Genomic DNA, 24,578 nt, shown 5'->3' on the forward strand with positions numbered 1-24,578 from the left:
ACCGTTGCCGGTGATGTTCCTTAAGGGAGCAGGCTTGTGGGGGCTGGCACTGTTGTGCTTGTCCCTCACTTGCAACGCGGCCCCCACCCACGCCCTCACCGTCTACGGTGAAGCGCCACGCTATGGCGAAGCCTTCCGCCATTTCGACTACGTCAACCCTGACGCCCCCAAGGGCGGCAGCATTCGCCGTTCGGCCATCGAGATCGGCCAGTTCGACCATATCCTGCCCTACATCGACAAAGGCATTGGCGTCTCCGAGGTCGATGGCTGGCTGTATGCGCCGCTGGCGGTACGCTCATTCGATGAACCCTACACGGTCTACGGCCTGATCGCCCGAAGCATGGAGCGCGGGCCTGACGATGCCTGGCTACGCTTCGAGATCGACCCGCGCGCCACCTTCGCCGACGGCAAGCCGGTGCGTGCCGAGGACGTACGTTTTACCTACGAGCTGCTCATGAGCAAGGGCAGCCTCAAGTTCCGCACCCAGTTCGCTGAGGTGACCGGCGTCACGGTGGAAAGCCCTCATCGCGTGCGCTTCGACTTCAAACAACCCCACGGCCGGACCCTGGCCCTGGACCTGGCCAGCCTACCGGTGCTGCCCGAACACGACTGGCAGAACCGAGACTTTGCCAACGGCGCCGGCTTCGACAAGCCGGTCGGCAGTGGCCCGTACCGCATCGGGCGCATCGACAACGGTCGCAGCATCACCTTCGAACGCGACCCGCATTGGTGGGCCAAGGATTTGCCGGCCAGCCGTGGCCGCTACAATTTCGACCAGATCCGCATCGAGTACTTCGGCGATACCGAAGTGGCACGGCAGGTACTCAAGGGCGGTGGCTACGACTACAACCGCGAGTTCTCCGCCACCGCCTACACCCTGGGCTACAACGGTGCGCAGCTGGACGACGGCCGCCTGCAACGGGCCCACCTCGGCCCGGCCAAGCCGCAAACGGCCCAGGGCTTCGTGTTCAACCTGGACCGCCCGCAGTTCAACGACCGCCGCGTACGCCAGGCCCTGGCCATGCTCTGGGATTTCGAGTGGAGCAACCGGCAGATGATGCGCAGCATGTACATCCGCCAGCAGAGCGTGTTCTCCAATACGCCGCTGGCCGCCCGCACATTGCCGGATGCCAGCGAGCTGCAGGTGCTCGAGCCGCTAAGGGGCAAGATCCCCGACGAGGTGTTCAGCCAGGTGTATAGCGCGCCGGTCACCGATGGCTCCGGGATCATCCGCCCGCAGCAGCTGCAGGCACTGGCCTTGCTGCAGCAGGCCGGCTGGCACCCGCAAGGCGACCAACTGGTCAATGCGCAAGGTGAGCCACTGGCGTTCACCTTCCTCAACGGCCAGTCCGGCATGGAACGCCTGCTGCTGCCGTGGAAGCGTAACCTGGCACAGATCGGCATTACCCTGAACATCCGCAACGTCGATTCGGCCCAGTACGTCAACCGCCTGATGGCCCGCGACTACGACATGATCGTGACGGGCTACCCTGTCACGCTGTCGCCCGGTGCCGAGCTGTACAACTATTTCGGCTCGGCGGCCGCCAACGACCCCGGCTCGAACAACCTGATGGTGCTCAAGGACCCGGCGGTGGACGTGCTGATCGACGGCCTGGTCCGTGCCAGCACCCAGGCCGACATGCTGCGCCACGCCCACGCCCTGGACCGCGTGCTGCAATGGAACTACTACTGGATCCCCAACTACTACCCACCCGGCAGTTCCACCGCCTGGTGGAACCGCTTCGGCCTGCCCAAGGTCCAGGCCGCCTACGATGAAGGCCTGGACACCTGGTGGGAAATCAGCCCCACTGCGCTGACCAACGCGCAAATGGCCGAGCGCCGGAAGAAGTCGCCATGACTGCCTATATTTTGCGTCGCCTGTTGTTGATCATCCCGACCCTGCTGGCGATCCTGCTGGTCAACTTCGTCATCGTCCAGGCTGCACCGGGCGGCCCGGTCGAGCAGGCGGTGGCCAGGCTGCAGGGCCTGGGCGGCGCTGCGCCGGGGGCGCGGGCCGAGGCCGTGCATGGCGAGTCCCGCGCCAGCCGTGGCCTGGACCCGAAGATGATCGAAGAGATCAAACGCCAGTACGGCTTCGACAAGTCCGCCCCCGAACGGCTGTGGTTGATGCTCAAGCAGTATGCCCGGCTGGATTTCGGCCAGAGTTTCTTCCGTGGCGCCAAGGTGACCGACCTGATTCTGGAAAAGCTGCCGGTGACCCTGTCGCTGGGCTTCTGGGCGACGCTGATCACTTATCTGGTCTCGATCCCGCTGGGTATCCGCAAGGCCGTGCGCCATGGCAGCCGCTTCGACGCCTGGAGCAGCGCGCTGATCGTGATCGGTTATGCCCTGCCCTCGTTCCTGTTCGCCTTGCTGTTGATCGTGCTGTTCGCAGGCGGCACCTCGCTCAACTGGTTCCCCGTGCGCGGGCTGGTTTCGGAGAACTTCGACCAGCTCAGCCTGCTGGGCAAGGTTGCTGACTATTTCTGGCACCTGGTGCTGCCGGTTGGGGCGCTGGTGATCGGCGGCTTTGCCACGCTCACCCTGCTGACCAAGAACGCGTTCCTCGACGAGATCTCCCGCCAGTACGTGGTCACGGCCCGGGCCAAGGGCTTGAGCGAACGGCGGGTGCTGTACGGGCATGTGCTGCGCAATGCCATGCTGCTGGTCCTGGCCGGCCTGCCCCAGGCACTGATCACGGTGTTCTTCGCCGGTTCCCTGCTGATCGAGGTGATCTTCTCCCTCGATGGCCTGGGGCGCCTGAGCTATGAAGCGGCGGTGTCGCGCGACTACCCGGTGGTGTTCGGCACGCTGTTCATCTTCACCCTCGCGGGCCTGCTGTTCCGCCTCATAGGTGACTTGGCCTTCACCGTGCTCGACCCGCGCATCGACTTCGACACGAGGGCGCAATGATGCTGTCGCCGGTTTCGCGTCGTCGCCTGCAGCGTTTTCGCCGCAACCGCCTTGGCTGGATCTCGCTGTGGCTGTTCGCCGGGCTGCTGGTGCTGAGCCTGGGCGCTGAACTGGTGGCCAACGACAAGCCGCTGCTGCTTGGCTACAAGGGCGATCTGTATGTGCCGGCTCTCAAGCGTTACAGCGAGCAGCAGTTCGGCGGCCAGTTGCCGTTCCAGCCGGATTACCGCAGTGCCTATGTGCGTCAGCTGATCGAAAGCCAAGGCGGCTGGATGCTGTTCGCGCCCATTCCGTTCAGCGCCGACACGCCGAACTACGACCTGCAGGTTCCCACCCCTAGCCCACCAAGCCCAAGCAACTGGCTGGGCACCGACGACCAAGGGCGCGACGTGCTGGCCAGGGTGCTGTATGGCACACGGGTGTCGCTGCTGTTCGCCTTCGCCCTGACCGTGGTCAGCGTGCTGATCGGCGTGATTGCTGGCGCCTTGCAGGGGTACCACGGTGGGTGGGTCGACCTGCTCGGGCAACGGTTGCTGGAGGTGTGGTCGGGGTTGCCGGTGCTGTACCTGTTGATCATCCTCAGCGGCTTCGTCGAGCCAGATTTCTGGTGGCTGCTGGGGATCATGGCACTGTTCTCGTGGCTGACCCTGGTCGATGTGGTGCGCGCCGAGTTTCTCCGTGGGCGCAACCTTGAGTACGTGAAGGCCGCCCGCGCCTTGGGGCTGCCGGACAGCCAGGTAATGCTGCGGCATATCCTGCCCAATGCGATGAACGCCACCCTGACCTACGTGCCCTTCATGCTCACCGGCGCCATCACCACCCTGACGGCATTGGACTTTCTCGGGTTCGGCATGCCGGCCGGCAGCGCTTCGCTGGGTGAACTGGTGACCCAGGGCAAGCAGCATCTGGAAGCGCCGTGGCTGGGCTTTACCGCGTTTTTCGCGTTGGCAGTGATTCTGTCGCTGCTGGTGTTCATTGGTGATGCCTTGCGTGAGGCGTTCGACCCTCGGGGGTAGGTTGGCTGTGGCGGCCTTATCGCCGGCAAGCCGGCTCCCACAGGTACTGCGGTGATTTCAGAGTCGGCGCGGTCCCTGTGGGAGCCGACTTGCCGGCGATAGGGCCGCCGATGTCTTCACCAAACCCAGGCCCAGCGCCATAATCCGCTACCCCATCACCAGGCCCCTTCCATGCACGACAGCGACAGCCTCAAGGACTACCCCCAGGTACGGCAACTGGCGATCCGCTCGCTGTTCGAGATCATCGAGCAATCCAGCGAAGGCACCGTGATCGTCGACCGCCAGGCCCGCATTGTCTGGATGAACGAGCGCTATGCACGGCGTTTTGGCCTGGCCGATGCCGCCAGCGCCATTGGCCAGCCGTGCGAGGCGGTGATCCCCGGCAGCCTGATGCGCGAGGTGGTCAGCAATGGCCGACCCATTCTGCTGGACATGCTCGATACCCCCAACGAGCCGCTGGTGGTCATGCGCCTGCCCATCCACGATGACCAGGGTGCGCTGATCGGGGCCATCGGTTTTGCCTTGTTCGATGAGCTGCGCAGCCTGTCACCACTGCTCAAACGCTACTCGAGCATGCAGCAGGAGCTGGCCTCCACCCGCTCGCAGCTGCGGGCACGCCAGGCCAAGTACAGCTTCGCCCAGTTCGTCGGCAGTAGCACCGCGAGCCTTGAGGCCAAGCGCCGGGCGCGGCGTGGCGCGGGCAGTGATTCGCCGGTGTTGCTGCTGGGCGAAACCGGTACCGGCAAGGAGTTGCTGGCCCATGCCATTCACGCCGCCTCGGCACGGGCGCACAAGGCGTTCGTCAGCATCAACAGCGCAGCCATTCCGGAAACCTTGCTGGAGGCCGAGTTCTTCGGCACCGCCCCCGGGGCCTTTACCGGTGCCGACCGCAAAGGCCGCAGCGGCAAGCTGCAATTGGCCGAGGGCGGCACGCTGTTCCTGGACGAGATTGGTGACATGCCCCTGGCCCTGCAGAGCAAGTTGCTGCGCGTGCTGCAGGAAAAGGAATACGAGCCCGTCGGCTCCAACCAGATGCTGCGCAGCGATGTGCGCATCATCGCCGCCACGTCCATCGACCTGCAGGCTGCCATGGCGCGCGGAGCGTTTCGGGCCGACCTGTATTACCGCTTGAACGTGCTGCCCATCGAGGTGCCGCCCCTGCGTGAGCGCAGCGAAGACTTGCCAGCGCTGTGCGAGGCTATTCTGGCCGAGCTGGGCAGCCAGTACGAACTGGAGCCTGAAGCGCTGCAACTGCTGGCCCGGCATGCCTGGCCGGGGAATATCCGCGAGTTGCGCAATGTGCTGGAGCGGGCGACGTTGTTGGCCGACCAGCCAAGGTTGGGGGCTGGCGAGCTGCGAGCGGCGCTGGGGCCATTGAGCCCGGTGGCGGCACCGGTGATGCGGCAGACGTATCGGGAGGCGTGTGAACAGTTCGAACGCAAGCTGATTGCCGATGCGCTGCTGGAGTGTTCGGGCAATGTGCCGGAAGCCGCGAAGTCGCTAGGGCTGGGGCGGTCTACCTTGTACAAGAAGATGGTGGCGCTGGGGCATTAGTCTCATTTTAGAGACTAATGTTTCCATATGTAGATTGCAGCGAGGGCTTTGCCCTCGATCGCCGGCAAGCCGGCTCCTACAGGGAGGCGTGCTGTCTTTGTGGGAGCCGGCTTGCCGGCGATTGGGCTGCACAGCAGCCCCGACAGTCTCAACCCAGAGACAGCCACGCCAAGACTTCAAATATAATCCTTTTAAATCAACAACTTATATAATTGGCACGATTCCCGCTATCCCCTGGTCACCGATAAAAACAAGACTCACCCAGGAGATTTACCCCGATGACCGTGCTCATCGCAATGGCCGCCCTGGCCCTGCTGATGCTGGCCGCCTACCGCGGCTACAGCGTAATCCTGTTCGCCCCCATCGCCGCCCTCGGCGCGGTGCTGCTCACTGACCCAGCCGCCGTGGCCCCCGCATTCACCGGGGTGTTCATGGAGAAAATGGTCGGCTTCATCAAGCTCTACTTCCCGGTGTTCCTGCTAGGTGCGGTGTTCGGCAAGCTGATCGAGCTGTCGGGCTTCTCGCGCTCGATCGTCGCGGCTGCCATTCGCCTGCTCGGCACCCGTCAGGCGATGCTGGTGATCGTGCTGGTCTGCGCCTTGCTCACCTACGGCGGCGTGTCGCTGTTCGTGGTGGTGTTTGCGGTCTACCCGTTCGCCGCCGAAATGTTCCGCCAAAGCGATATTCCCAAGCGGCTGATTCCGGCGACCATCGCCCTGGGCGCGTTCTCATTCACCATGGACGCGCTGCCAGGCACCCCGCAGATCCAGAACATCATCCCCAGCACGTTCTTCAACACCACCGCCTGGGCAGCGCCCTGGCTGGGCCTGATCGGCACGTTGTTCGTGTTCTGCACCGGCATGCTCTACCTGCAACGCCAGCGCAACAAGGCCCAGCGTGCCGGCGAAGGCTACGGCAACGACCTGCGCAACGAACCGGAAACCGCCGCCGACCTGACCTTGCCCAACCCTTGGCTGGCCCTGTCGCCGCTGGTGCTGGTGGGGGTGATGAACCTGCTGTTCACCCACTGGATTCCACAGTGGTACGGCCCCAGCCACACCCTGCAACTGCCGGGCATGAGCGCACCGGTCAATAGTGACGTGGCCAAGCTCACGGCGATCTGGGCGGTGCAGGCAGCGTTGCTGGTGGGCATCGTGATGGTGCTGGTGTGCGCCTTTGGCGCCATCCGCACGCGCCTGGCCGAGGGCACCAAGAGCGCGGTCGGTGGCGCACTGCTGGCGGCCATGAACACTGCCTCGGAGTACGGCTTCGGCGCGGTGATCGCATCGCTGCCAGGCTTTCTGGTGCTGGCCGACGCCCTGCGCGCCATCCCCAACCCGCTGGTCAACGAAGCCATCACCGTCACCCTGCTGGCGGGCATCACCGGCTCGGCCTCCGGCGGCATGAGCATTGCCCTGGCGGCCATGAGCGAAAGCTTCATCGCCGCCGCCCACGCCGCCAACATTCCGCTGGAGGTGCTGCACCGGGTGGCCGCCATGGCCAGCGGCGGCATGGACACCCTGCCGCACAATGGCGCGGTGATCACCTTGCTGGCGGTGACGGGCCTGACCCACCGCGAAGCCTATAAAGACATCTTCGGCATCACTTTGATCAAGACCCTGGCGGTATTCGTGGTCATCGCCACGTTCTACGCCACCGGCATCGTTTAAGGAGCTTTACATGACGCTCAACGGCAAGACTGCACTCGTCACCGGTTCCACCAGCGGCATTGGCCTGGGCATCGCCCAGGTACTGGCCCGTGCTGGCGCCAACATCGTGCTCAACGGTTTCGGCGACCCAGCGCCCGCCCTGGCGGAGATCGGCCGCCACGGCGTCAGGGTGGTGCACCACCCGGCGGATTTGTCCGATGTGGCCCAGATCGAAGCGCTGTTCGCCCTGGCCGAACGCGAATTTGGCGGCGTCGATATTCTGGTCAACAACGCCGGTATCCAGCATGTGGCGCCGGTGGACCAGTTCCCGGTGGAAAGCTGGGACAAGATCATCGCCCTGAACCTGTCGGCGGTGTTCCACGGTACCCGCCTGGCACTGCCGGGCATGCGCCAGCGCGACTGGGGGCGGATCATCAACATCGCCTCGGTGCACGGGCTGGTCGGCTCTACCGGCAAAGCCGCTTACGTGGCGGCCAAGCACGGCGTGGTCGGGCTGACCAAGGTGGTGGGCCTGGAAACCGCCACCAGCAACGTCACCTGCAATGCGATCTGCCCCGGTTGGGTACTGACACCACTGGTGCAGAAGCAGATCGACGACCGTGCCGCCAAGGGCGGCGACCCGCTGCAGGCACAATACGACTTGTTGGCCGAGAAACAACCTTCATTGGCCTTCGTCACTCCCGAGCACCTGGGTGAACTGGTATTGTTCCTGTGCAGCGAGGCCGCAAGCCAGGTCCGCGGCGCCGCCTGGAATGTCGATGGTGGCTGGCTGGCCCAGTAAAGTGGGCGGCCTGGGCCTGGCGGTGGTCTTGCACCCGTTCGATTGCAAGGAGGCCGTATGCGCCATACCCGTCTGTTCGCGATGTTTTCCCTGACCCTGACCATGGCCGCACCGGCGATGGCCGCCAAACTCGAAGATGTCGCGCCCTACCCCGAAGCCGAAAAAGGCTTCACCCGGCAGGTGATCCACCTGCCGGCCCAGCCCGATGAATCGGCCCACACCCTGGAAATCCTGGCGGGCAAGACCCTGCAGGTGGACTGCAACCGCCAGCGCCTGGCAGGCAGCCTGGAAGAAAAAACGCTGCAAGGCTGGGGCTACAGCTACTACCGCCTGGAAAAGGTCGGCGGCCCGGCCAGTACCCTGATGGCCTGCCCGGATGGCAAGAAGACCGAAGCCTTCGTGCCGGTGGTCGGTGAAGGCTTCATGGTCCGTTACAACAGCAAGCTGCCGGTGGTGGTGTATGTGCCGGAAGGTGTCGAGGTGCGCTACCGCGTATGGTCGGCATCGCCGGACGTACAAAAGGCTAAAGTGGAGTAAGAGGACCACAGTCGGGGCCGCTTTGCGGCCCAATCGCAGGCTTCGCCAGCTCCCACCGGTTAAGTTGTAGCGCTGTAGGAGCTGGCGAAGCCTGCGATGGACTGCAAAGCAGTCCCATTACCCGATCGCAGCGGAGGTTCGGCATGAACGATGTGCTCTGGCGCCCCTCCACGGCGCAGATCGAGGCCAGCCGGATGGATGCATTCCGCCGCCGGGTCAACCTGCGCTACAACCTGCAACTCAATGACTACCCGGCACTGTATCGCTGGAGCATCGAGCACCGCGCCGACTTCTGGCGCACCCTGGCCGAGTACTTCCATGTGCACTGGCACACACCTGCCACCCAAGTGCTGAGCGAAGGGCCGCAGATGCCCGATGCCCAGTGGTTTGCCGGTGCTACCCTGAACTTCGCTGAACACTTGCTGCATCGGCGGGATGACCGCCCGGCGCTGGTCAGCGTGCGCGAAGATGGCCAGCGCCTGGTGCTCACCCATGCGCAATTGGCCAGCCATGTCGCCGGGCTGCAAAAGGCGTTCAAGGCTGCAGGCATCACCGCTGGCGACCGGGTGGCGGCGATCATGCCCAACACCTGGGAAACCCTGGTGGCGATGCTCGCCTGCAGCAGCCTTGGGGCGGTGTGGTCCACGTCATCACCCGAGTTCGGCCTGCACGGCATCATCGACCGCTTCGGGCAAATCGAGCCCAAGCTGCTGGTTGCCTGTGCCGGTTACCAATACGCTGGCAAGACAATCGACCAGGTGGACAAGATCAACCAGGTCTGCGCCCAGCTGCCGGGCCTCAAGCAGTTGCTCGTGGTGCCTTACACCCGCACGCAGACTCGCACCGATGAGTTCACCGCCGCCAACGTGAGCCTATGGGACGACTTCTACCAGGCCGGCGGCTCGCCCAGCTTCACCCCACTGCCTTTCGACCACCCGCTGTACATTCTGTATTCGAGCGGTACCACGGGGGTGCCCAAGTGCATCGTTCACCGCGCTGGCGGCGTGCTGTTGCAGCACCTCAAGGAACATGGCCTGCACAATGACCTGAAGGCCGACGATGTGCTGTTCTACTACACCACCTGCGGCTGGATGATGTGGAACTGGCTGGCCAGCGGCCTGGCGGTGGGTGCCACCCTGGTGTTGTATGACGGCTCACCGTTCCACCCCGGCCCCGAGCGCCTGCTCGACCTCATCGATGCCGAAGGCATCCGCGCTTTCGGCACCAGCGCCAAGTACCTGGCTGCGCTGGAGCAGGAAGGCCTGGAGCCGAAAAGCAGCCATCGCCTCGACAGCCTGCGCCTGATCATGTCCACTGGCTCGCCGCTGTCCCCGCACAGTTACGACTACGTCTACGGCAAGATCAAGGCCGACCTGTGCCTGGCCTCGATGTCGGGCGGTACCGACATCGTCTCGTGCTTCGTGCTGGGCAACCCGACCTTGCCGGTGCGCCGTGGTGAAATCCAGTGCAAGGGCCTTGGCATGGCGGTCGAAGTATGGGACGAGCACGGCCAGCCGATCACCGGCGAGAAAGGTGAGCTGGTGTGCACCCAGCACTTCCCCTGCATGCCACTGGGGTTCTGGAGAGACACCGACGGCAGCCGTTACCACGACGCCTACTTCAGCCAGTTCCCCGGGGTCTGGGCCCAGGGCGACTATGCCGAGCAATGCCCCAGTGGTGGCCTGATAATCCACGGCCGTTCCGATGCGGTGCTCAACCCAGGCGGTGTGCGCATCGGCACGGCGGAAATCTACCGCCAGGTGGAAAAGGTCGAGCAGGTGCTGGAAAGCGTCGCCATCGGCCAGGACTGGCACGGCGATGTAAGGGTGGTACTGTTCGTCCGCCTGCGCGACGGCCTGCAACTGGATGACGACCTGCGCCAGCGCATCCGCCAGGTGATCCGCCAGTACACCACGCCGCGTCATGTCCCGGCAGTCATCGCCCAGGTCACCGACATTCCCCGCACCATCAGCGGCAAGCTGGTGGAACTGGCGATTCGCAACGTGGTGCACGGGCGGCCGGTGAAAAATACCGATGCCCTGGCCAACCCCGAGGCACTGGAGCAGTTTCGCGACCGCACGGAGTTGCGCGATCAGGCATAATGGCGCCCTTTTTTGCCCCGAAGCACAGGTGTTCCCATGAAAGCTCAAGCCCGCCATATCCTGGTCAAGACCGCTGAAGAAGCCGAGAAGCTCAAGCAGCGTATCGCCAACGGCGAGGCCTTCGACGTGCTGGCCAAGAAGTTCTCCACCTGCCCATCGGGCAAACGCGGTGGCGACTTGGGTGAAGTACGGCCGGGGCAACTGGTGGGGGCAGTCGACCAGGTGATCTTCAAGAAACCCCTGCGCGTGGTGCACGGGCCGATCAAAACCAAGTTTGGTTACCACCTGGTGCAAACCTTCTATCGCGACTGACACAGCGTTATTGACGGCTGGCCACCTGGTAATTCTGCCAGTTGTCGCGTAACAGGCAATTTCCTACAAAGCAGGCAGGGCCGAGGCCGTGCCCATGAGCACGGTCCCAGGTAGTGGTCCGTTCAAATGGACACGGAGACCTGCCGATGCGTTATCCACGCCTGCTTGCACCTGCTGCCTTTCCCCTGCTCACCCTGCCGCTGTTCGTCCATGCCCAGTCCCTGACGGTAGTCCCCGGCGATAGCCTTGGGGCGGTCGCACAGAGCCAGGCAGTCGACGATTTCAAAATGACCGGAGGGTCCCTGCAGTCCCTGAACCAAGGGCAAGGCTACGACACCTTCGAAATGAGCGACGGGCGCATCGTTGGCGCATTCGAGGATGGCGACCGAGCCATTTTCTCCGGTGGCCGCATCGGCCGGGTGGACCTCAAGCTTGCCGACAACTACTTCGAGATGTCCCAGGACACGGCGGTCGAAACCCGCATTGACGGGAACCTGGTCAGCGGCTTTGGCAATGACACCATCATCCTTCGCGGCGGTACCATCGGCGGCAACATCAGCACCAGCGGTGGCGTGGACAACATCACCGTCAGCGGCGGCGAATTGCGGGGCAACGTGTTGGCCAGCACAGGCAACGACGTCTTCACCTGGTCTGGAGGACGTATCGCCGGCCGCGTGGACCTCGGCATTGGCGATGACCGGGCGCTGCTCGCAGGGTTGCCCAGTGACCGATTGACCATCCAACTAGACGGTGGCGCCGGCAACGACAACCTGACCTTCGACGCCAGCCAGGTGAACGGCGGCGCGCAGTACTTGAACTGGGAACAGGTCGACCTGAACAACGCCAGCAACCTGGCCCTGGACGACACGTTGGTACTGGGTGATGCCTCCAGCGGCACCGGAACCCTGAACATCGACGCCAGCAGCACCCTCGCCTCGCGCCAAGGCACGCTGGCCCCCTTTACCCCTGAGCAACGAGCAACGCTGAACAACGCCGGCACCCTCGACCTGAGCGGCGGCAACGACGCCCAGGGCCGCCTGACCGTACAAGGCAATTACCAGGGCAACAATGGCGTGCTTCGCCTGAACAGCGTGCTGGCCGGCGACGACGCCGCATCTGACCGCCTGGTGGTCAGCCAGGGCAGCATCAGCGGCACCACCAACCTGAACATCACCAACCTAGGCGGGACGGGCGCAGCAACCCAGGCCAACGGCATTCAGGTGGTCGAGGCCCGGGACGGTGCGACCAGTACCGCTACAGCCTTTACCCAAACCCAGACGCTCTCGGTGGGCGCCTATGACTACCGCTTGTTCAAAGGTGGGGTAACGGCGGGCAGCGAAAACAGCTGGTATCTGCGTTCGACGCTGGTGGCAGCGCCCGCACCCACTAGCGTGCCCGACCCTGAACAGCCCGACCCTGAGGTGCCCCCGGCAGTGACGCCGCCAGTTGCCGCGCCCGCACCAGGGCAACCCGACCTGCCAGCGCCCGTGGCCGGCTTGAGCATTCCGTTGTACCGCCCGGAAGTTCCTGTCTACGCCGCAGCCCCAAGGGGCGCTGCGATCATCGCCCGGCAAGCCTTGGGTACCTTCCACCAGCGTCAAGGCGACCAACAACTGCTCAGCAATCAGGGCGGATTGTCCGCCAGCTGGGGCCAGGCCTACGGCGGCACACTGCGCCAGCACTGGAGCGGGACCGTCAGCCCGAGCCTGGATGGCGACCTGTATGGCTTCAAGGTCGGCCAGGACCTGTACGCTGTGCTCAACGACAACAGCTACCGCCAGCATGTCGGTGTGTACGTCAGCCATAGCCGGCTGGAGGCTGACGTCAAGGGCTTCGCCCTGGCCCTGGAGGACCGCAGTGTCGGTGACCTGAAGCTTGATGGCGACAGCCTGGGCGCCTACTGGACCCTGGTGGGGCCACAGCACTGGTACGTCGACGCCGTGCTGCAGTACACCGACCTCGACGGCCGCGCACGCTCGAATCGCGGCGACAAACTGAACATCGACGGCAACGCCTGGACCGCCTCACTGGAGTCCGGTTACCCGTTCACCATTTCCGAGCACTGGACGCTTGAACCGCAGGCACAGTTGATCGCCCAGAAAGTCTCGTTGGACAGCGCAAACGATAGCGTCTCGCACATAAGCCATGATGCGCAGGTGGAGTTGACCGGGCGGCTTGGCGCACGCCTTGAAGGCTCGTTCGCAGGCTCCAGCGCACGCCTGCTGCAGCCCTATGCACAGCTCAACCTGTGGCACGGCGACGGGGGCCGCGACACCTTGACCTTCGATGGCGTGGACAAGATCAAGACCGACTACCGCTACACCTCGGCGCAGCTCGAAGCTGGGCTGGTGGCGCAGGTGAATGCAGCGTTGAGCCTGCATGGCGGTGTGCAGTACAGCACCAACCTCGACAGCCGCCAGCAGGAAGCCAGCGGCGTCAATCTGGGCATGCGCTGGCAGTTCTAGCGGCGCGCCGCCAGCAACCCGAGGCCGGCGCAGCCAAGCAAGGAAGCGCTGACTCGGTTGAACAACCGACGCGGCCCCGGCTGGTTGAACCAACGCTGCATGTAGGCGCCCAGCCCCGCGTAGATGGCGATGGCGGCCCATTCCAGCAGCAGGAACAGCACGCCCAGCCAAAGGAACTGTTCGCTCACCGGGGTGGCGCTGCCCACCGACACGAACTGCGGCAGGAAGGCGGTGAAGATCAAGATGGCCTTGGGGTTGCCTGCCGCTACCCAGAACTCCTGGCGGGCCAGGCGCCAGGTGCCGCGCGGATGGTCACTGGCGACCACCGCCTCGCCCACCGGGGCACGCCACAGCTGCCAGGCGATGTAGAACAGGTATGCCGCGCCCACCACCTTGATCGCCAGGAACAGGTACTCGCTGGTATGCAGCACCACGGCCAGGCCCATGGCCGCCAGCGCGATCATGCCGCTGAAGGCGACGATGCGCCCACCGCCGGCCACGCAGGCCGTGCGCAGGCCATAGCGGCTGGCGTTGTGTAGCGACAGCAGGTTGTTCGGCCCGGGTGCCATGTTCAGGGCAAAGCAGGCGGGAATGAATAACAGCAGGCTCGACAGGTCCATTCTTGTTCTCCTAGACATCAGGCGCTCATTTCGGCGTTTACCCGCGCCTGGGTCAAGGTACAGCCATGGGAAAAAACTGTATGGTCGCCCCAGTGACCTCGGCGCTGCTAAGCTGCCGGCTTGATCAAGGAGCCAACCATGCCCGCTTCCCCCGCGCTGTGGCGCGATGCGGCGCTGCCTTTTGTCGAAAGCCGCCGCGCCTGCGATAGCCGTGCCTGTTACAAGGCCCATAGCCACCCCACCTTCTCCATCGGCGCAGTGGATGCCGGTAGCAGCTATTTCACCGGGGCCGGGGCCGGGCAAGCGCACCTTACACCTGGCACCCTGGTGCTGGTTCCGGCGCAGCGCGTGCATGCCTGCAACCCCGAGCCTGGCCAGGCCTGGAGCTACCAGATGCTGCATGTGGACGCCCACTGGCTGGCGCAACTGCGCCTGGAGTCTGGGCTTGCCGCGGCGGAGCCTGGGGCACCTGCACGCATCAGCCGGAACCCCGCGCTGTACCGTGAGTTCTGCGAGTTGAATGGGCTGCTGTTCTCCAAGGCCAGCACAGCGGAAAAGGAAGCGGCACTGGTGGCCTTCCTCGGCGACCATGACTTTTCCGTGCACCCGCCGCTGCATCCGGCACCTGCACCGTCACTGGATGCACCTACCCTGCGCCGGCTGATCGCGCGTATCGAGGCTGACGACCCGGCCGAACTGAGCCTGGGTTCGATGGCCGAACTGGCGGGCCTGGGCCGTTATCAGCTGATCCGCGCCTTTCGCGCCGCCACCGGCCTGACGCCCCATGCCTACCTGTTGAACGCACGCATCAACCGAGGCCGGCACTGGCTGGCCCAGGGGCATGAGCTGGCCGAAGTGGCATACCGCCTGGGGTTTGCTGACCAGAGCCATTTCCAGCGAGTGTTCAAGGCCCATGTGGGCGTCACCCCGGGGCAGTACCGGGCCCCGCAATAATCTTCAATACGCGCCATCGGCGTCGACGCCAGACTCGGGTTTTGCCAACCCAGGTAGCCCCGTCTCATGGAGCAGTTTCTGATCGTCGCTTTCGCTCACTTCCTGGCCCTGCTTTCGCCTGGCCCGGACTTCTTCCTGGTGGCGCGCAGTTCGGTGTCCGCTGGCTGGCGGGTTGCCAGCGGCGCATGCCTGGGTATCGCTCTGGCCAACGGGGTGTTTATCGTCAGCGCCTTCGCCGGCCTTGCCATTCTGCGCGATGGCGGCGCCCTGTTCATCGCATTGCAAGTGGCGGGGGCAGGTTATCTACTGTACATCGGCACGCTGTTTCTGCGCCACGCTGGGCAGACCCAGCTGGCAACGGTGGGTGAACCCACGGCGGTCAGCGGCTGGTGGCGCTGTATGGGCATGGGCTTTGTGTCCGGTATCCTCAACCCCAAGAACGCCCTGTTCTATGCAAGCCTGGCCAGCATGGTCGCCAGCAGCAGCGGCGCATGGAAAACCGTCTATGCCGGCTGGATGTTCAGCATCGTGCTGGCCTGGGACCTGCTGGTAGCCATAGCCATCGGCAATCGCAGGGTGCTCAGGCGCTTCGCCCGCGCCTTGCCGTGGCTGGAACGGCTCAGTGGAGCCTTGCTGATCACGCTAGCCATGGCGCTGCTCGGCCACCTGGTGTCGGGTTGACCAAGGTCAGTGTATGCAGGTCCATCAGGCTGAAATGGCCTCGGCTCCAACCGCCGGTATCCAGGTGCCAGACATTGCCCAGCAACGTGGCCTCACGCAAGGGCGTGTGCCCTACCAGCAGCGCCCGCAGCCCTTCCACGGTGTGGGTGTCGCCTTCCTGCAGGCGTTTGCGCGACCACTGGCAAAACTCGCAGACCTTGGGTTCGAGCACACCTTCGAGCTGAGCACGCAACTCGCTCCAGTCGGCGAACGGGCTGTCGGCGTGCAACAAGCCGACAAGGCCTTCGGCAGTCTGCACTTCAATGGCGATCGGCATGCGGACAAACGCCTCGACAAAACGCAGTTGCTCGGCCGTGGGCAAGTCGAGAAACCAACCGCCACCTGCGGTGCGATACATGTCCGGGTCCAGCCGACCACCGTTCAGGTGGTTCACCGCCAACGACTCGTGGTTACCTTGCACGGCATGGAACCAGGGCCGGGCCAGCCAATCCAGTACTGCTTCGCTTTCCGGGCCTCGGTCTACCAGGTCACCGACACTGAACAGGCGGTCGACCTCGGGGTCGAACCCTACCACTTCCAACAGGTGCTCAAGGCGGCTGAAATGCCCGTGGATATCACCCACAGCCAGGTCACGCCCCTTGGCATTGGCGGCTATCCGCCGAAACCGGCTCATTACACTATTCCTCTACGGCCGCGCACATGGCAGGCGTAAAATGGTCGTACACGCAGTCCGCCCCGGAGGTGCATCATGCGTACCGCCCTTGTGTGTGCCGTGCTCATGGCGCTTTCAGTAGATAGCATGGCACAAGGCACACAACCCATGCAGGTTCAGGTGCATTTTGATCACCCTGAGCACTTCCGTGATGCCAGCCTCGACAGCGCAGGTTACGAACGCGGCGCCGATGACTATGTCATGAAGACCTTGACCCAGTACCTGCAGAAGCTTGGCCAGCGCTACCTGCAACCTGGCCAGCAGCTGGTCATAGACATCCGTGACATCGACCTGGCCGGGCGCTTTGAACCCTGGCACAGCAATGCCTACGATGTGCGCTTCATGCGCGAGATCACCTGGCCAACCATCGACCTGACCTACACCCTGAGCCAACCCGGCCAGCCCGACAAGAAAGCCCAGGAACGGGTCAGCGACAAGATGTACCTCAGCCGCCCAGGACGGGTGGCCAGCAGCAGCGACCGCCTGTACGCGGAAAAAGCCATGCTCAACGACTGGTTCCGTCAACGTTTCGCAACACAACCAGCGTCCTGATTGTCTGTTCACTGGTACGGGAAAGCGCGCTGGTAGTATGCTCGGGGTTTGGATCCATACCAGGGACGGGCTTGCCATGAAACTCTGTGCCGTACAATTGGCGTCGCGCAAGGGCGACCTAGAGGGCAACCTCCAGCGCCATCGCTATTGCATCGAGCAGGCCGCGGCCCTCGGCGCCAGGCTCGTGGTGTTTCCCGAACTGTCCCTGACCGGTTACGAACCCACCCTGGCCCGCCAGCTGGCCCTGCCCGTCTCGTCGGCGCGGCTCGACCCGCTGCAGGCGTCGTGCGACCGCCATGGCATCACGGTCGCATTCGGCCTGCCGCTGCCGACACCCAACGGCATTCACATTGGCATGCCCATCCTGCGCCCCGGCGAACCGAGGCTGACCTATGCCAAACAGCGTCTGCACGACGACGAGCTACCGTTTTTCGCTGCCGCCATGCAAAGCCTGGTGTTCGAGGTGGACGAACAGCACATCGCGCCAGCCATCTGCTATGAATCCATGTTCATGGCCCATGCTGAAAAGGTCCGCGCCCAAGGGGCCGGTCTGTATCTGGTGAGCGTGGCCAAAACCGCCAAGGGTATCCGCGAAGGCTACGAGCATTACCCCGAAGTGGCCCGGCGCTTGAACATGCCCGTGCTGATGGCCAACTGTGTCGGGCCGGCCGACACCTTCATCGGTGCCGGCGGTTCTGCAGCCTGGGACAGCCACGGGAACCTGCTGGCAGCACTGGACGAGCGGACTGAGGGCCTGGTGATGATGGACCTCGCGACAGCCAGCGCCACTGCCCTGACGCTGCCAGACCTGCCTGCATGAAGTATCTGCTGCTTGCCCTGACAAGCTACAGCACCACCTACTACGTGGTCGGTTTGTTGATTCACGGCCAATTGGCCGACATCGCCGAAGGGCTTCGCCATCGACCGGATGCGCCGACGCCCGCCCAGTACCTGCGCGAAGTGCGCCCCCAGGCCCGCCGCGCCCATCGAGCGTACACGCTGCTGGCAGGGTCGGTGCTTGCGTTGGGCTTCTGCCTGTTGGCCAGCTGGATAAGCTGAACGCTTACAAATCCAAGGCCAGGCTCTGGCGCCCTTCCAGTGCCAGCAGATATTGCTTGGCCTGCAGACCACCAGCAAAGCCAGTCAAGCTGCCCGAAGCGCCGATCACCCGATGGCAGGGGGCGATGATTGAAATCGGATTGCGTCCATTGGCCGCCCCGACCGCCCGCACCGCGCTGGGGTTGCCGATCTGCCGGGCAATCTCGCTGTAGCTGCGGGTTTCACCGAAAGGGATGGTCAGCAGCGCCGCCCACACCTGACGCTGGAACTCGGTGCCGGCAAAATCCAGCGCCAATTCGAAGTGCTGCCGGGCGCCGGCAAAGTACTCGCCCAACTGGCGTGCTGTTTCCAGCAACACCGGGTGGGCATCGTCCCGGTGCAGCTCGCCCAGGCGAACGCGATTTTCGCGCTCCTCCTCCCATAGCACCGCCGCCAGTTGCTGGCCGCGGGCCACCAGGGTCAGGGTGCCGACAGGGGATGCCATGAGGGTGAATGCGCAGGACATGGAAGGCTCAGCTCAAAAAGACGTTCGACGCACTCTAACCCCGCCCCCACCGCTGTGCATCCGCTTTCTTGCTCGAGCATTTCCAGACCGCCATCAACCGAGTGTGAGCGAGCCGTCATTTATTCATGAGCCTCCTTGATGCCTAACCGCAGCCGGACTAATACTTAAGTCTCTGCCTGGGGAGGCACAAAACATGCAACCAAGATTCGTTATCGTTCCGGCGGTACCCATCGAAAAGGAGTCATTCCGGATCGGTGCGAGGTACTACGCGGCGACCACTTGCGGTGGCTTCGACATCTACGACAATCAGGCCAAAGAGCGGCTCAAACCAAGCTACCCGAACAGGACGACTGCGGAGGCGCAATGCCTGCGCATGAACGCGTCGGGTGACGCGGCGCCTATGTCGTAAGAGACCGGCGCCGCTACGCTGACACGTCGTGCAGGAGGGTTGGTTGATGTGCGGGCGCCTTTCTCAATACCGAGGCATTCACGACTTCGTCGACACGCTGGCCATGCCGGGGGCCTGGCGCAACAACATCGACGGGCCTGGCGAACCTCGATACAACGTCGCCCCCTCGACCCCGGTGGTGGTGCTGAGGGTGGACGAAGCGGGCCTCAGAGCAGACCGGGTGAAATGGGGGTGGCGGCCGCACTGGGCCGAAGACCGCGCACCGCCGATCAACGCTCGGGTCGAGAAAGTCGCACATGGTGCGTTTTTTCGGGCGATCTGGCCCCACCGGGCGATTACCCCGGTCGACAACTGGTACGAATGGGTCGATGAGGGCGGGCCCAAGAAGCAGCCCTACCTGATCAGGCGCCGCGACGGCCGCCCTGCCCTCTGTGCCTCGATCGGCCAATTCGCCGGCCAGGCCAATGACGGCTTCGTGATCATCACCGCCGATGCCCAGGGCGGCATGGTCGATGTGCATGACCGGCGCCCGATCGTACTGTCACCTGAGCTTGCCAGGGCCTGGCTGGCCTCCACGACGGCGCCGGCTCAGGCTGAGCAGATGGCGCTGAACCTGGGCGAACCGGCCGACGCCTTCGAGTGGTACCGGGTAAGTACTGCCGTGGGTAATGTGCGTAACCAGGGGCCGGCGTTGATCCAGCCAGCCTGATCAGTCCAGGCAGTCCCGCGCCGCCTGGCGCAGCTTGTCACCTGCAAAGAAACCACCCTTGTAGAAGGTGGCCAGGCTACCGTCATGATGTTTGACGACTTCCAGCACCTCATCGGACGCCAAGGCGCTGGGCACGGTCAGTCGATAACCGTTGTTGATCGATTTCTGCACCGTCAGCGGGGCGATGGCTTGCCACTTCGGCAGTACGCAGGCGGCGTAGTCCTCAGGTGATTTCTTGGTGGTTTTGCTGCCGGTGGGGGCTGATGGCGATGCGCAGGCAGCCAAGGTGGCGGCCAGCGCAAAGGGAAATAGCAAGCGGAAGGTATGCATGAACGAGGCGACCGAAATGAAGTGCTGGCATTTTACTGAGCCGTCGCAGAGAACTCCAACCCACCAAAGTCGGCAGAGACCCTCATTCTGGATATCGGCGCAAGTATGAGTGGGCTGTGCGTGCCACTGAAGGCTGAGACGGTCTGCGACGTTTTACCAATTGGCCCTCACCTGCAACTGTCTACAATGGGCCTCGCTGACGGATCAGCACCCATCGGAAAGCCCGCCTCGGCGGGCTTTCCCCTGCCCCGGCTGTTTGCAGACGCACGATGTTTGCACCCCTTGCAGAACTCAACTTTAATTTTTGATGGCTGCGAAGTTTTCATCGACTCACCCTCGGGAGTGCGACTATGAAAACATTGACTCTTGCGCTGGCAATGGTGCTTGCCGCGGCAGTGGGTTGCTCCAGCAACTCGTCCCTGTATCAGGACCAACCATTGGTCTCGAAAGTTGCCGAAGGCATGAACAAGACGCAAGTCGTACAGATCGGCGGGCAACCGCAATCAGTAAGCGAGCGTACGGTGGTGCCGGGCACGTGTTTCGACTACACGCTGGTCAAGTCAGGACAACAGCAGGCCTACAGCGTCAGCTTCGATGAAGCGGGCAAAGTCGATAAAAAGAGTTTCATGACCTGTGCGCAGTGGAGCCATGCCCAGCAGAAATCCCGCGAGCCGCTGAACAACATGGGCGGTATGGGTGGTGCTGGTTATTAGCGTCATGGCGCTGCACAGGTTCATTGCTGGCGCCATCACCTACTCCACTGGTCGGCCAAGTACTGCGTTTGGATAAAACAGGCGCTTACTGGTGGTCATGCTTTCTGGCCCGACGCAGCAGACGTCAATCGAGGTGAGCCGCCATGAGACGCATCCACAAGATCATCCAATTGCGCCGCCGTCAGTTGCACTTCTATCTGCCGCCCAGCGGGCTGGACCCAGAACTCCCTGCCCCAGCCCCAAACCCGGTGGTCACCCTGCAGGTGGCCCGAGTTCGGGGAGTGGCCTTACCCACGACTGGGGAGACTGGGGATCAGGCGTTGGCTTGCAGAAACACGAATATCGCCACGACATCCACGGTCAGCACGGCAGTTACGATGAAGCTCAAGAAGTAGAGGTCATTCTGGAACATGGCTGCATACCCCGCTTTGTCAGTGTTACTGGGTAGCAGCAAAACGCGTTCCAACCCTGGCAGCAAAGCCGGGGTGCAGGGCTAAATGCCAAGAGGGCTACACACAAACAAAAAACCCGGCCTAATTGGCCGGGTTCACTTTTTACGAATCCATCAATTGTCGTGGCAACCGTTACCCATGACGCTGTATTCCATGATGTGTTTTTGCCCCTGGTGGTCGAGGTAGACCATCTGGATAGGCACCACGCCACACACATTGGGTACTTGGTCCTGGTGAACAACTTTGGCGATATCCGGGTGCGAGCCATAGGTGTATTGCTCTACCGCAGGTTCATCCGCAAAAGCCATTTGAGCACTCACCATTACACAAGAAGCAGCAATCAATGCTTTGAACAGTTTCATTTTCCATATCCCAACGATGCAAACGATTAACGTCTTCAGTCGGAAAAAAAGGCCGAAGGCTTTAGAAAGCACCAGAGGGAGGTTTGCATGGACCCAGGGAAGTTGGTGCTTAGTGGCTTCGTCTGAAGCTGTGCCTAGTTTAAGGCGGTGGTGTTTTTGATAAACACCAAAGACAGGAAAGCATTTTTAGTGAATTTGCAACAATCGGGAATCGTGTGTACACAAGGCCCGCGTCGGGGCGTATTGCTGAGCCGATAATCCTGGCCTACTCCTTGACCTGACAAACCCCATTTGCTCGGTTCTTGCCGGTGTACGAAACATCAAGTCAGCGGCTTGTAGCAGTGACCTTCATCATAGGGCAAGCTTCGCAAGGCCCGTTGACCAGAAAAGGATTTCGCACATGCCATTTACACCAAACGAACGCGCTGCACTACTGGAACTCAAGGGGGTAGGCCCTACCGTGATTGCCAGGTTTGAGCAGATGGGGATCGAGTCTCTGTCCGAGCTCGGCAAGTCGAACGTTGCTGACATTCTCTCCCGAGCCAGCGCCGCAACAGGGTCGACATGCTGGAAGAACAGCCCTCAAGCCAGGGCAGCCATCACAGCCGCCGTTGATCTTGCGAAACACACTGTAGACGCAGAGCAGTAGCCCGATGGTTCATGGCGGCGAGGCATGACACGCGCCGTCATTGAATCGTCTCGATGAGTCATATTGATGCTTCCACCAACCGGACTGATACTTAGGTTTCTGCCTGGGGAGGCACTCAACATGCAACCAAGATTCGTGATCGTTCCGGCGGTGCCCGTCGAAGGTGAATCCTTCCGCATCGGCAACCGGTTCTACGCCGCCGCCGTTTCGGTTGGTTTTGACATATACGACAACCAAGAGAAAGAAAGGCTCAAGCGCGGGTTCATCAACAGATCGGACGCAGCGGCTGCGTGTGACAACATGAATGCCGACACACGAAACCCATCGCAGCTGTTTCCCTTGTTGCGTACGGACTGAGGCGACACAAAACAGCGCATCTTTGCTTTGGGGCGCCGAGAAGGTAAGGCGAAAGCCTATCTGCTCCAACCCTCTCGCTTCTCTCTTGAGGTGGCAAGTGTTTGGGCTGCTCTGCAGCCCATCAAGCAAATGGCCACCGCGGCTGACGCTTGCGAGTAGACCGACAGCTCGACAAGCATCAACCGCGTTCTCCAGCCCAAACCTTACAGCTTGCCCTTGAAGAATGGCGCCAGCACCGACACCGCCTCGTCCACGTATTTCGGCACGTCATACAGCGACATGTGGTTGGCGCCTTCGACGACATGCAACTGCTTGTCCTGGCTCGCGGCGCGGGCCAACAGGTCATCGCTCATCCACTTGCTGCCCGCCACGCTGCCGGCCACGGCGAGAATGGGTTGGGTCAGGAAGGCTTCGGCCTTGTTGTAGGCGTCGTAAGTGATGATCTGGGTCAGGCTGCGAGCGGTCATGAAACCGGGGGCATTGGGGTGTTCGCAACGAGGCGTGTGGTAATACTCCCAGGCCTCGCGCAGTTCGGCGTTGGGGGCATCCTCCTCACGCATCGGCGCCAACGGCAGCGTAGCCAGTTCGGTTTTGCTGGCATCGGCGGTGCGAGCGTTCGAACCGAACTCGATGTAACCCACTGCATCGGCATCGGCGACGGTATTTTCCCAGCCGTTGCGGAACATCTGGCCGATGTTCACCGCACTGACCGTCGCCAGGGCCTTGATGCGACGGTCGTTGATCGCCGCGTTGGCGCTGTAGCCGCCACCGGCACAGATGCCCATGGCGCCGATACGCTGCGGGTCGACATAGGCCAACGTCGTCAGGTAGTCGATCACGGCGCTGATGTCTTCGGTTCGAACGTAGGGGTTCTCCAACTGGCGCGGCAGGCCAGTGCTTTCGCCTTGGTACGAGGCATCGAAGGCAATCGTCAGCAAGCCTTGCTCAGCCAGCTTGCGTGCGTAAAGGCCTGCGGTCTGCTCCTTCACGCCACCACCTGGGTGGGCAATGACAACCGCAGGGTACTGCTTGCCTTCGTCGAAACCGACAGGCTCGTGGATGATCGCTGCCAGGGTGATGCCTTGGCCATTGAGGTTGTTGATGCTGACGTTACGCATGAGGCTACTCCTGCTGAGGAAAAGGACACCAGGTCACTCGATGCCTGTATGGTAGCCAAGCCATTAGCGTGTAAAAATCACCTAAAACTTACATGAGTCGTCAGGAATACTTAACAATATGACAACTCCACCCTCCCTGCTTCCGGCACTGGCCTGGTTCGTTCACATTGCACGTCACCGCAGCTTCACCAAGGCTGCGCTGGAGATGGACATGTCGCGCGCGGCGCTGTCCCAGCACCTCAAGGCGCTGGAGCAGCAGTTGAACGTCAGGCTGCTGCACCGTACGACACGGGACATGTCGCTTACTGAAGAAGGGCAACGCCTGTTCGATGCCATCGTTCCCGCGTTACGCAGCATCGACGTGGCGGTCGCGGAACTGGGTGAAGCACAGTCCGAACCCAGCGGTCTGATCCGCGTGAACACCTCACGCATCGCTGCAAGAACCTTGTTGGAACCCTACCTGGGCGAACTCATGGCGCGCTGGCCGGGTTTGCGCCTGGAACTGATGCTCAACGACGGCTTTGCCAACATTATCGCCGAAGGCTCGGATGTTGGAATCCGCCTGGGGGAAAGCCTGGACGAGAACATGGTCGCCGTCCCCATCAGCCCCCGTGTCGAAATGGCCGTCGTCGGCTCGCCCGCCTACTTCGAGCGTCACGGTATCCCGCAGACACCCGCCGACCTCGTGCATCACAACTGCCTGGCCTATCGCTTCACGTCCAGCGGCATACTCGACCGCTGGACCTTCACTTCGCCGGACGCCGACGGCCACACCCAGGCACTGGAACCGCGAGGTAGCGCGGTGTTCAACGACGATGAAAGCATGCTCAAGGCGGCGCTGCAGGGCATCGGCCTGATCAAGCACCTGGACTTGTGCGTGCGCGAGCAGTTGCAAAGCGGTGAGCTCGTCCGCGTGCTCCAGCCTTGGTGCCAGCCGTTCGCAGGGTTCTATCTCTATGTGCCGACACGCGCACAAATGCCCGGCAAAGTGCGGGCACTGATTGATTTTCTGCTGGAGAAACGCGCCCTTCTGGAGTCTGCCTGAC

The 24,578-nt window shown here is 62.8% G+C and carries 27 protein-coding genes; 21 read left to right on the plus strand and 6 right to left on the minus strand.

The genetic code is table 11. The annotated features are described in order from the left end of the window. Positions 1-13 precede the first annotated feature (13 nt). The 10 genes from PspTeo4_RS09315 to PspTeo4_RS09360 all read left to right on the plus strand — a co-directional run bounded on the left by PspTeo4_RS09315 (position 14) and on the right by PspTeo4_RS09360 (position 13,350). Entirely contained in the window at positions 14-1,858 is a 1,845-nt protein-coding gene (locus PspTeo4_RS09315; RefSeq protein WP_322363392.1) for an extracellular solute-binding protein, read from the plus strand. Beyond that, entirely contained in the window at positions 1,855-2,913 is a 1,059-nt protein-coding gene (locus PspTeo4_RS09320; protein ID WP_322363394.1) for a microcin C ABC transporter permease YejB, read from the plus strand. Before PspTeo4_RS09315 ends, PspTeo4_RS09320 begins: the two co-directional genes overlap by 4 nt. Next, positions 2,913-3,929 carry an ABC transporter permease gene (locus PspTeo4_RS09325; RefSeq protein WP_322364827.1) on the plus strand — a complete coding sequence of 339 codons (1,017 nt, stop codon included), beginning with the start codon at positions 2,913-2,915 and terminating at the stop codon, positions 3,927-3,929. Before PspTeo4_RS09320 ends, PspTeo4_RS09325 begins: the two co-directional genes overlap by 1 nt. A 171-nt stretch (positions 3,930-4,100) precedes the next feature. After that, positions 4,101-5,483, plus strand: coding sequence for a sigma-54 interaction domain-containing protein (locus PspTeo4_RS09330; protein WP_322363396.1), 1,383 nt, complete (start codon positions 4,101-4,103; stop codon positions 5,481-5,483). 278 nt (positions 5,484-5,761) lie between these two features. Next, positions 5,762-7,153: a GntP family permease gene (locus PspTeo4_RS09335; RefSeq protein WP_322363397.1), complete on the plus strand. Its 1,392-nt coding sequence runs from the start codon at positions 5,762-5,764 to the stop codon at positions 7,151-7,153. Between the two features lie 10 nt (positions 7,154-7,163). Further along, positions 7,164-7,934 carry a 3-hydroxybutyrate dehydrogenase gene (gene hbdH, locus PspTeo4_RS09340; RefSeq protein WP_322363399.1) on the plus strand — a complete coding sequence of 257 codons (771 nt, stop codon included), beginning with the start codon at positions 7,164-7,166 and terminating at the stop codon, positions 7,932-7,934. 57 nt (positions 7,935-7,991) lie between these two features. Next, positions 7,992-8,471 carry a serine protease inhibitor ecotin gene (eco, locus tag PspTeo4_RS09345; RefSeq protein ID WP_322363401.1) on the plus strand — a complete coding sequence of 160 codons (480 nt, stop codon included), beginning with the start codon at positions 7,992-7,994 and terminating at the stop codon, positions 8,469-8,471. A gap of 143 nt (positions 8,472-8,614) precedes the next feature. Further along, a complete protein-coding gene (locus tag PspTeo4_RS09350) occupies positions 8,615-10,573 on the plus strand; it encodes an acetoacetate--CoA ligase (protein WP_322363403.1) in 1,959 nt (652 codons plus the stop codon). A gap of 36 nt (positions 10,574-10,609) precedes the next feature. Beyond that, a complete protein-coding gene (locus PspTeo4_RS09355; RefSeq protein WP_322363404.1) occupies positions 10,610-10,885 on the plus strand; it encodes a peptidylprolyl isomerase in 276 nt (91 codons plus the stop codon). A gap of 146 nt (positions 10,886-11,031) precedes the next feature. Further along, on the plus strand, positions 11,032-13,350 hold the full coding sequence (locus PspTeo4_RS09360; RefSeq protein WP_322363406.1) for an autotransporter outer membrane beta-barrel domain-containing protein: 2,319 nt from the start codon (positions 11,032-11,034) through the stop codon (positions 13,348-13,350). On the opposite strand, the gene PspTeo4_RS09365 is transcribed toward PspTeo4_RS09360, so the two are convergent. Further along, positions 13,347-13,970 carry a LysE family translocator gene (locus PspTeo4_RS09365; RefSeq protein WP_322363408.1) on the minus strand — a complete coding sequence of 208 codons (624 nt, stop codon included), beginning with the start codon at positions 13,968-13,970 and terminating at the stop codon, positions 13,347-13,349. The genes PspTeo4_RS09360 and PspTeo4_RS09365 overlap by 4 nt on opposite strands. Positions 13,971-14,108: 138 nt before the next feature. Here PspTeo4_RS09365 and PspTeo4_RS09370 point away from each other — a divergent pair, with 138 nt between their 5' ends. Next, positions 14,109-14,924: an AraC family transcriptional regulator gene (locus tag PspTeo4_RS09370; RefSeq protein WP_322363409.1), complete on the plus strand. Its 816-nt coding sequence runs from the start codon at positions 14,109-14,111 to the stop codon at positions 14,922-14,924. Between the two features lie 66 nt (positions 14,925-14,990). Then, a complete protein-coding gene (locus tag PspTeo4_RS09375; protein ID WP_322363410.1) occupies positions 14,991-15,605 on the plus strand; it encodes a LysE family translocator in 615 nt (204 codons plus the stop codon). Here PspTeo4_RS09375 and PspTeo4_RS09380 read toward each other — a convergent pair. Beyond that, on the minus strand, positions 15,562-16,278 hold the full coding sequence (locus tag PspTeo4_RS09380) for a metallophosphoesterase (protein WP_322363412.1): 717 nt from the start codon (positions 16,276-16,278) through the stop codon (positions 15,562-15,564). The two genes, PspTeo4_RS09375 and PspTeo4_RS09380, sit on opposite strands and share 44 nt — an antisense overlap. A gap of 75 nt (positions 16,279-16,353) precedes the next feature. Here PspTeo4_RS09380 and PspTeo4_RS09385 point away from each other — a divergent pair, with 75 nt between their 5' ends. The 3 genes from PspTeo4_RS09385 (at position 16,354) to PspTeo4_RS09395 (ending at position 17,928) form a co-directional block, all read left to right on the plus strand. Then, positions 16,354-16,869, plus strand: a complete 516-nt coding sequence (locus PspTeo4_RS09385; RefSeq protein WP_322363414.1) for a DUF3016 domain-containing protein — start codon at positions 16,354-16,356, stop codon at positions 16,867-16,869. 76 nt (positions 16,870-16,945) lie between these two features. Beyond that, positions 16,946-17,689 carry a carbon-nitrogen hydrolase family protein gene (locus PspTeo4_RS09390; protein WP_322363415.1) on the plus strand — a complete coding sequence of 248 codons (744 nt, stop codon included), beginning with the start codon at positions 16,946-16,948 and terminating at the stop codon, positions 17,687-17,689. Continuing rightward, positions 17,686-17,928, plus strand: coding sequence for a hypothetical protein (locus PspTeo4_RS09395; RefSeq protein WP_322363417.1), 243 nt, complete (start codon positions 17,686-17,688; stop codon positions 17,926-17,928). The genes PspTeo4_RS09390 and PspTeo4_RS09395 overlap by 4 nt, the downstream gene beginning before the upstream one ends. Positions 17,929-17,932: 4 nt before the next feature. On the opposite strand, the gene PspTeo4_RS09400 is transcribed toward PspTeo4_RS09395, so the two are convergent. Continuing rightward, positions 17,933-18,433: a methylated-DNA--[protein]-cysteine S-methyltransferase gene (locus PspTeo4_RS09400; RefSeq protein ID WP_322363418.1), complete on the minus strand. Its 501-nt coding sequence runs from the start codon at positions 18,431-18,433 to the stop codon at positions 17,933-17,935. A 193-nt stretch (positions 18,434-18,626) separates the two neighbouring features. Between PspTeo4_RS09400 and PspTeo4_RS09405 the strand changes: the two genes are divergently transcribed. After that, entirely contained in the window at positions 18,627-18,842 is a 216-nt protein-coding gene (locus tag PspTeo4_RS09405; RefSeq protein ID WP_322363420.1) for a hypothetical protein, read from the plus strand. Positions 18,843-18,888: 46 nt separating this feature from the next. Then, the gene (locus tag PspTeo4_RS09410) at positions 18,889-19,551 is read left to right on the plus strand and encodes an SOS response-associated peptidase (protein WP_322363422.1); all 663 of its coding nucleotides are present in this window, start codon (positions 18,889-18,891) and stop codon (positions 19,549-19,551) included. Here the strand turns inward: PspTeo4_RS09410 and PspTeo4_RS09415 are convergent, their stop codons facing one another. Then, entirely contained in the window at positions 19,552-19,881 is a 330-nt protein-coding gene (locus tag PspTeo4_RS09415; protein ID WP_322363424.1) for a hypothetical protein, read from the minus strand. A 350-nt stretch (positions 19,882-20,231) separates the two neighbouring features. On the opposite strand from PspTeo4_RS09415, the gene osmE reads away from it, so the two are divergent. Continuing rightward, positions 20,232-20,594 (plus strand): osmotically-inducible lipoprotein OsmE, encoded by a 363-nt coding sequence (osmE, locus tag PspTeo4_RS09420; RefSeq protein WP_322363425.1) that lies wholly within the window; start codon positions 20,232-20,234, stop codon positions 20,592-20,594. A 565-nt stretch (positions 20,595-21,159) separates the two neighbouring features. Here osmE and PspTeo4_RS09425 read toward each other — a convergent pair. Beyond that, on the minus strand, positions 21,160-21,369 hold the full coding sequence (locus tag PspTeo4_RS09425; RefSeq protein ID WP_322364828.1) for a DUF2790 domain-containing protein: 210 nt from the start codon (positions 21,367-21,369) through the stop codon (positions 21,160-21,162). Between the two features lie 439 nt (positions 21,370-21,808). Here PspTeo4_RS09425 and PspTeo4_RS09430 point away from each other — a divergent pair, with 439 nt between their 5' ends. After that, positions 21,809-22,057, plus strand: a complete 249-nt coding sequence (locus PspTeo4_RS09430; RefSeq protein ID WP_322363426.1) for a helix-hairpin-helix domain-containing protein — start codon at positions 21,809-21,811, stop codon at positions 22,055-22,057. Between the two features lie 120 nt (positions 22,058-22,177). After that, positions 22,178-22,414: an Arm DNA-binding domain-containing protein gene (locus PspTeo4_RS09435; protein WP_322363427.1), complete on the plus strand. Its 237-nt coding sequence runs from the start codon at positions 22,178-22,180 to the stop codon at positions 22,412-22,414. Between the two features lie 203 nt (positions 22,415-22,617). On the opposite strand, the gene PspTeo4_RS09440 is transcribed toward PspTeo4_RS09435, so the two are convergent. After that, a complete protein-coding gene (locus PspTeo4_RS09440) occupies positions 22,618-23,532 on the minus strand; it encodes an alpha/beta hydrolase (RefSeq protein ID WP_322363428.1) in 915 nt (304 codons plus the stop codon). Between the two features lie 118 nt (positions 23,533-23,650). On the opposite strand from PspTeo4_RS09440, the gene PspTeo4_RS09445 reads away from it, so the two are divergent. Further along, positions 23,651-24,577 carry a LysR family transcriptional regulator gene (locus tag PspTeo4_RS09445; protein ID WP_322363430.1) on the plus strand — a complete coding sequence of 309 codons (927 nt, stop codon included), beginning with the start codon at positions 23,651-23,653 and terminating at the stop codon, positions 24,575-24,577. The last annotated feature ends 1 nt before the right edge of the window (position 24,578 follow it).

Source organism: Pseudomonas sp. Teo4, assembly GCF_034387475.1.
Classification (GTDB): domain Bacteria; phylum Pseudomonadota; class Gammaproteobacteria; order Pseudomonadales; family Pseudomonadaceae; genus Aquipseudomonas.

Excerpts from the sequence above, each read along its gene's own strand:
- PspTeo4_RS09375 (WP_322363410.1), top strand. The coding sequence starts at position 14,991 with ATGGAGCAGTTTCTGATCGTCGCTTTCGCTCACTTCCTGGCCCTGCTT.
- PspTeo4_RS09435 (WP_322363427.1), top strand. The coding sequence starts at position 22,178 with ATGCAACCAAGATTCGTGATCGTTCCGGCGGTGCCCGTCGAAGGTGAA.
- PspTeo4_RS09320 (WP_322363394.1), top strand. The coding sequence starts at position 1,855 with ATGACTGCCTATATTTTGCGTCGCCTGTTGTTGATCATCCCGACCCTG.
- PspTeo4_RS09395 (WP_322363417.1), top strand. The coding sequence starts at position 17,686 with ATGAAGTATCTGCTGCTTGCCCTGACAAGCTACAGCACCACCTACTAC.
- PspTeo4_RS09430 (WP_322363426.1), top strand. The coding sequence starts at position 21,809 with ATGCCATTTACACCAAACGAACGCGCTGCACTACTGGAACTCAAGGGG.
- PspTeo4_RS09410 (WP_322363422.1), top strand. The coding sequence starts at position 18,889 with ATGTGCGGGCGCCTTTCTCAATACCGAGGCATTCACGACTTCGTCGAC.
- PspTeo4_RS09370 (WP_322363409.1), top strand. The coding sequence starts at position 14,109 with ATGCCCGCTTCCCCCGCGCTGTGGCGCGATGCGGCGCTGCCTTTTGTC.
- PspTeo4_RS09355 (WP_322363404.1), top strand. The coding sequence starts at position 10,610 with ATGAAAGCTCAAGCCCGCCATATCCTGGTCAAGACCGCTGAAGAAGCC.
- PspTeo4_RS09360 (WP_322363406.1), top strand. The coding sequence starts at position 11,032 with ATGCGTTATCCACGCCTGCTTGCACCTGCTGCCTTTCCCCTGCTCACC.
- PspTeo4_RS09415 (WP_322363424.1), bottom strand. The coding sequence starts at position 19,881 with ATGCATACCTTCCGCTTGCTATTTCCCTTTGCGCTGGCCGCCACCTTG.
- hbdH (WP_322363399.1), top strand. The coding sequence starts at position 7,164 with ATGACGCTCAACGGCAAGACTGCACTCGTCACCGGTTCCACCAGCGGC.
- PspTeo4_RS09350 (WP_322363403.1), top strand. The coding sequence starts at position 8,615 with ATGAACGATGTGCTCTGGCGCCCCTCCACGGCGCAGATCGAGGCCAGC.
- PspTeo4_RS09425 (WP_322364828.1), bottom strand. The coding sequence starts at position 21,369 with ATGGTGAGTGCTCAAATGGCTTTTGCGGATGAACCTGCGGTAGAGCAA.
- PspTeo4_RS09325 (WP_322364827.1), top strand. The coding sequence starts at position 2,913 with ATGCTGTCGCCGGTTTCGCGTCGTCGCCTGCAGCGTTTTCGCCGCAAC.
- PspTeo4_RS09365 (WP_322363408.1), bottom strand. The coding sequence starts at position 13,970 with ATGGACCTGTCGAGCCTGCTGTTATTCATTCCCGCCTGCTTTGCCCTG.
- PspTeo4_RS09330 (WP_322363396.1), top strand. The coding sequence starts at position 4,101 with ATGCACGACAGCGACAGCCTCAAGGACTACCCCCAGGTACGGCAACTG.
- PspTeo4_RS09400 (WP_322363418.1), bottom strand. The coding sequence starts at position 18,433 with ATGTCCTGCGCATTCACCCTCATGGCATCCCCTGTCGGCACCCTGACC.
- PspTeo4_RS09445 (WP_322363430.1), top strand. The coding sequence starts at position 23,651 with ATGACAACTCCACCCTCCCTGCTTCCGGCACTGGCCTGGTTCGTTCAC.
- PspTeo4_RS09405 (WP_322363420.1), top strand. The coding sequence starts at position 18,627 with ATGCAACCAAGATTCGTTATCGTTCCGGCGGTACCCATCGAAAAGGAG.
- eco (WP_322363401.1), top strand. The coding sequence starts at position 7,992 with ATGCGCCATACCCGTCTGTTCGCGATGTTTTCCCTGACCCTGACCATG.
- osmE (WP_322363425.1), top strand. The coding sequence starts at position 20,232 with ATGAAAACATTGACTCTTGCGCTGGCAATGGTGCTTGCCGCGGCAGTG.
- PspTeo4_RS09380 (WP_322363412.1), bottom strand. The coding sequence starts at position 16,278 with ATGAGCCGGTTTCGGCGGATAGCCGCCAATGCCAAGGGGCGTGACCTG.
- PspTeo4_RS09440 (WP_322363428.1), bottom strand. The coding sequence starts at position 23,532 with ATGCGTAACGTCAGCATCAACAACCTCAATGGCCAAGGCATCACCCTG.
- PspTeo4_RS09385 (WP_322363414.1), top strand. The coding sequence starts at position 16,354 with ATGCGTACCGCCCTTGTGTGTGCCGTGCTCATGGCGCTTTCAGTAGAT.
- PspTeo4_RS09390 (WP_322363415.1), top strand. The coding sequence starts at position 16,946 with ATGAAACTCTGTGCCGTACAATTGGCGTCGCGCAAGGGCGACCTAGAG.
- PspTeo4_RS09335 (WP_322363397.1), top strand. The coding sequence starts at position 5,762 with ATGACCGTGCTCATCGCAATGGCCGCCCTGGCCCTGCTGATGCTGGCC.
- PspTeo4_RS09315 (WP_322363392.1), top strand. The coding sequence starts at position 14 with ATGTTCCTTAAGGGAGCAGGCTTGTGGGGGCTGGCACTGTTGTGCTTG.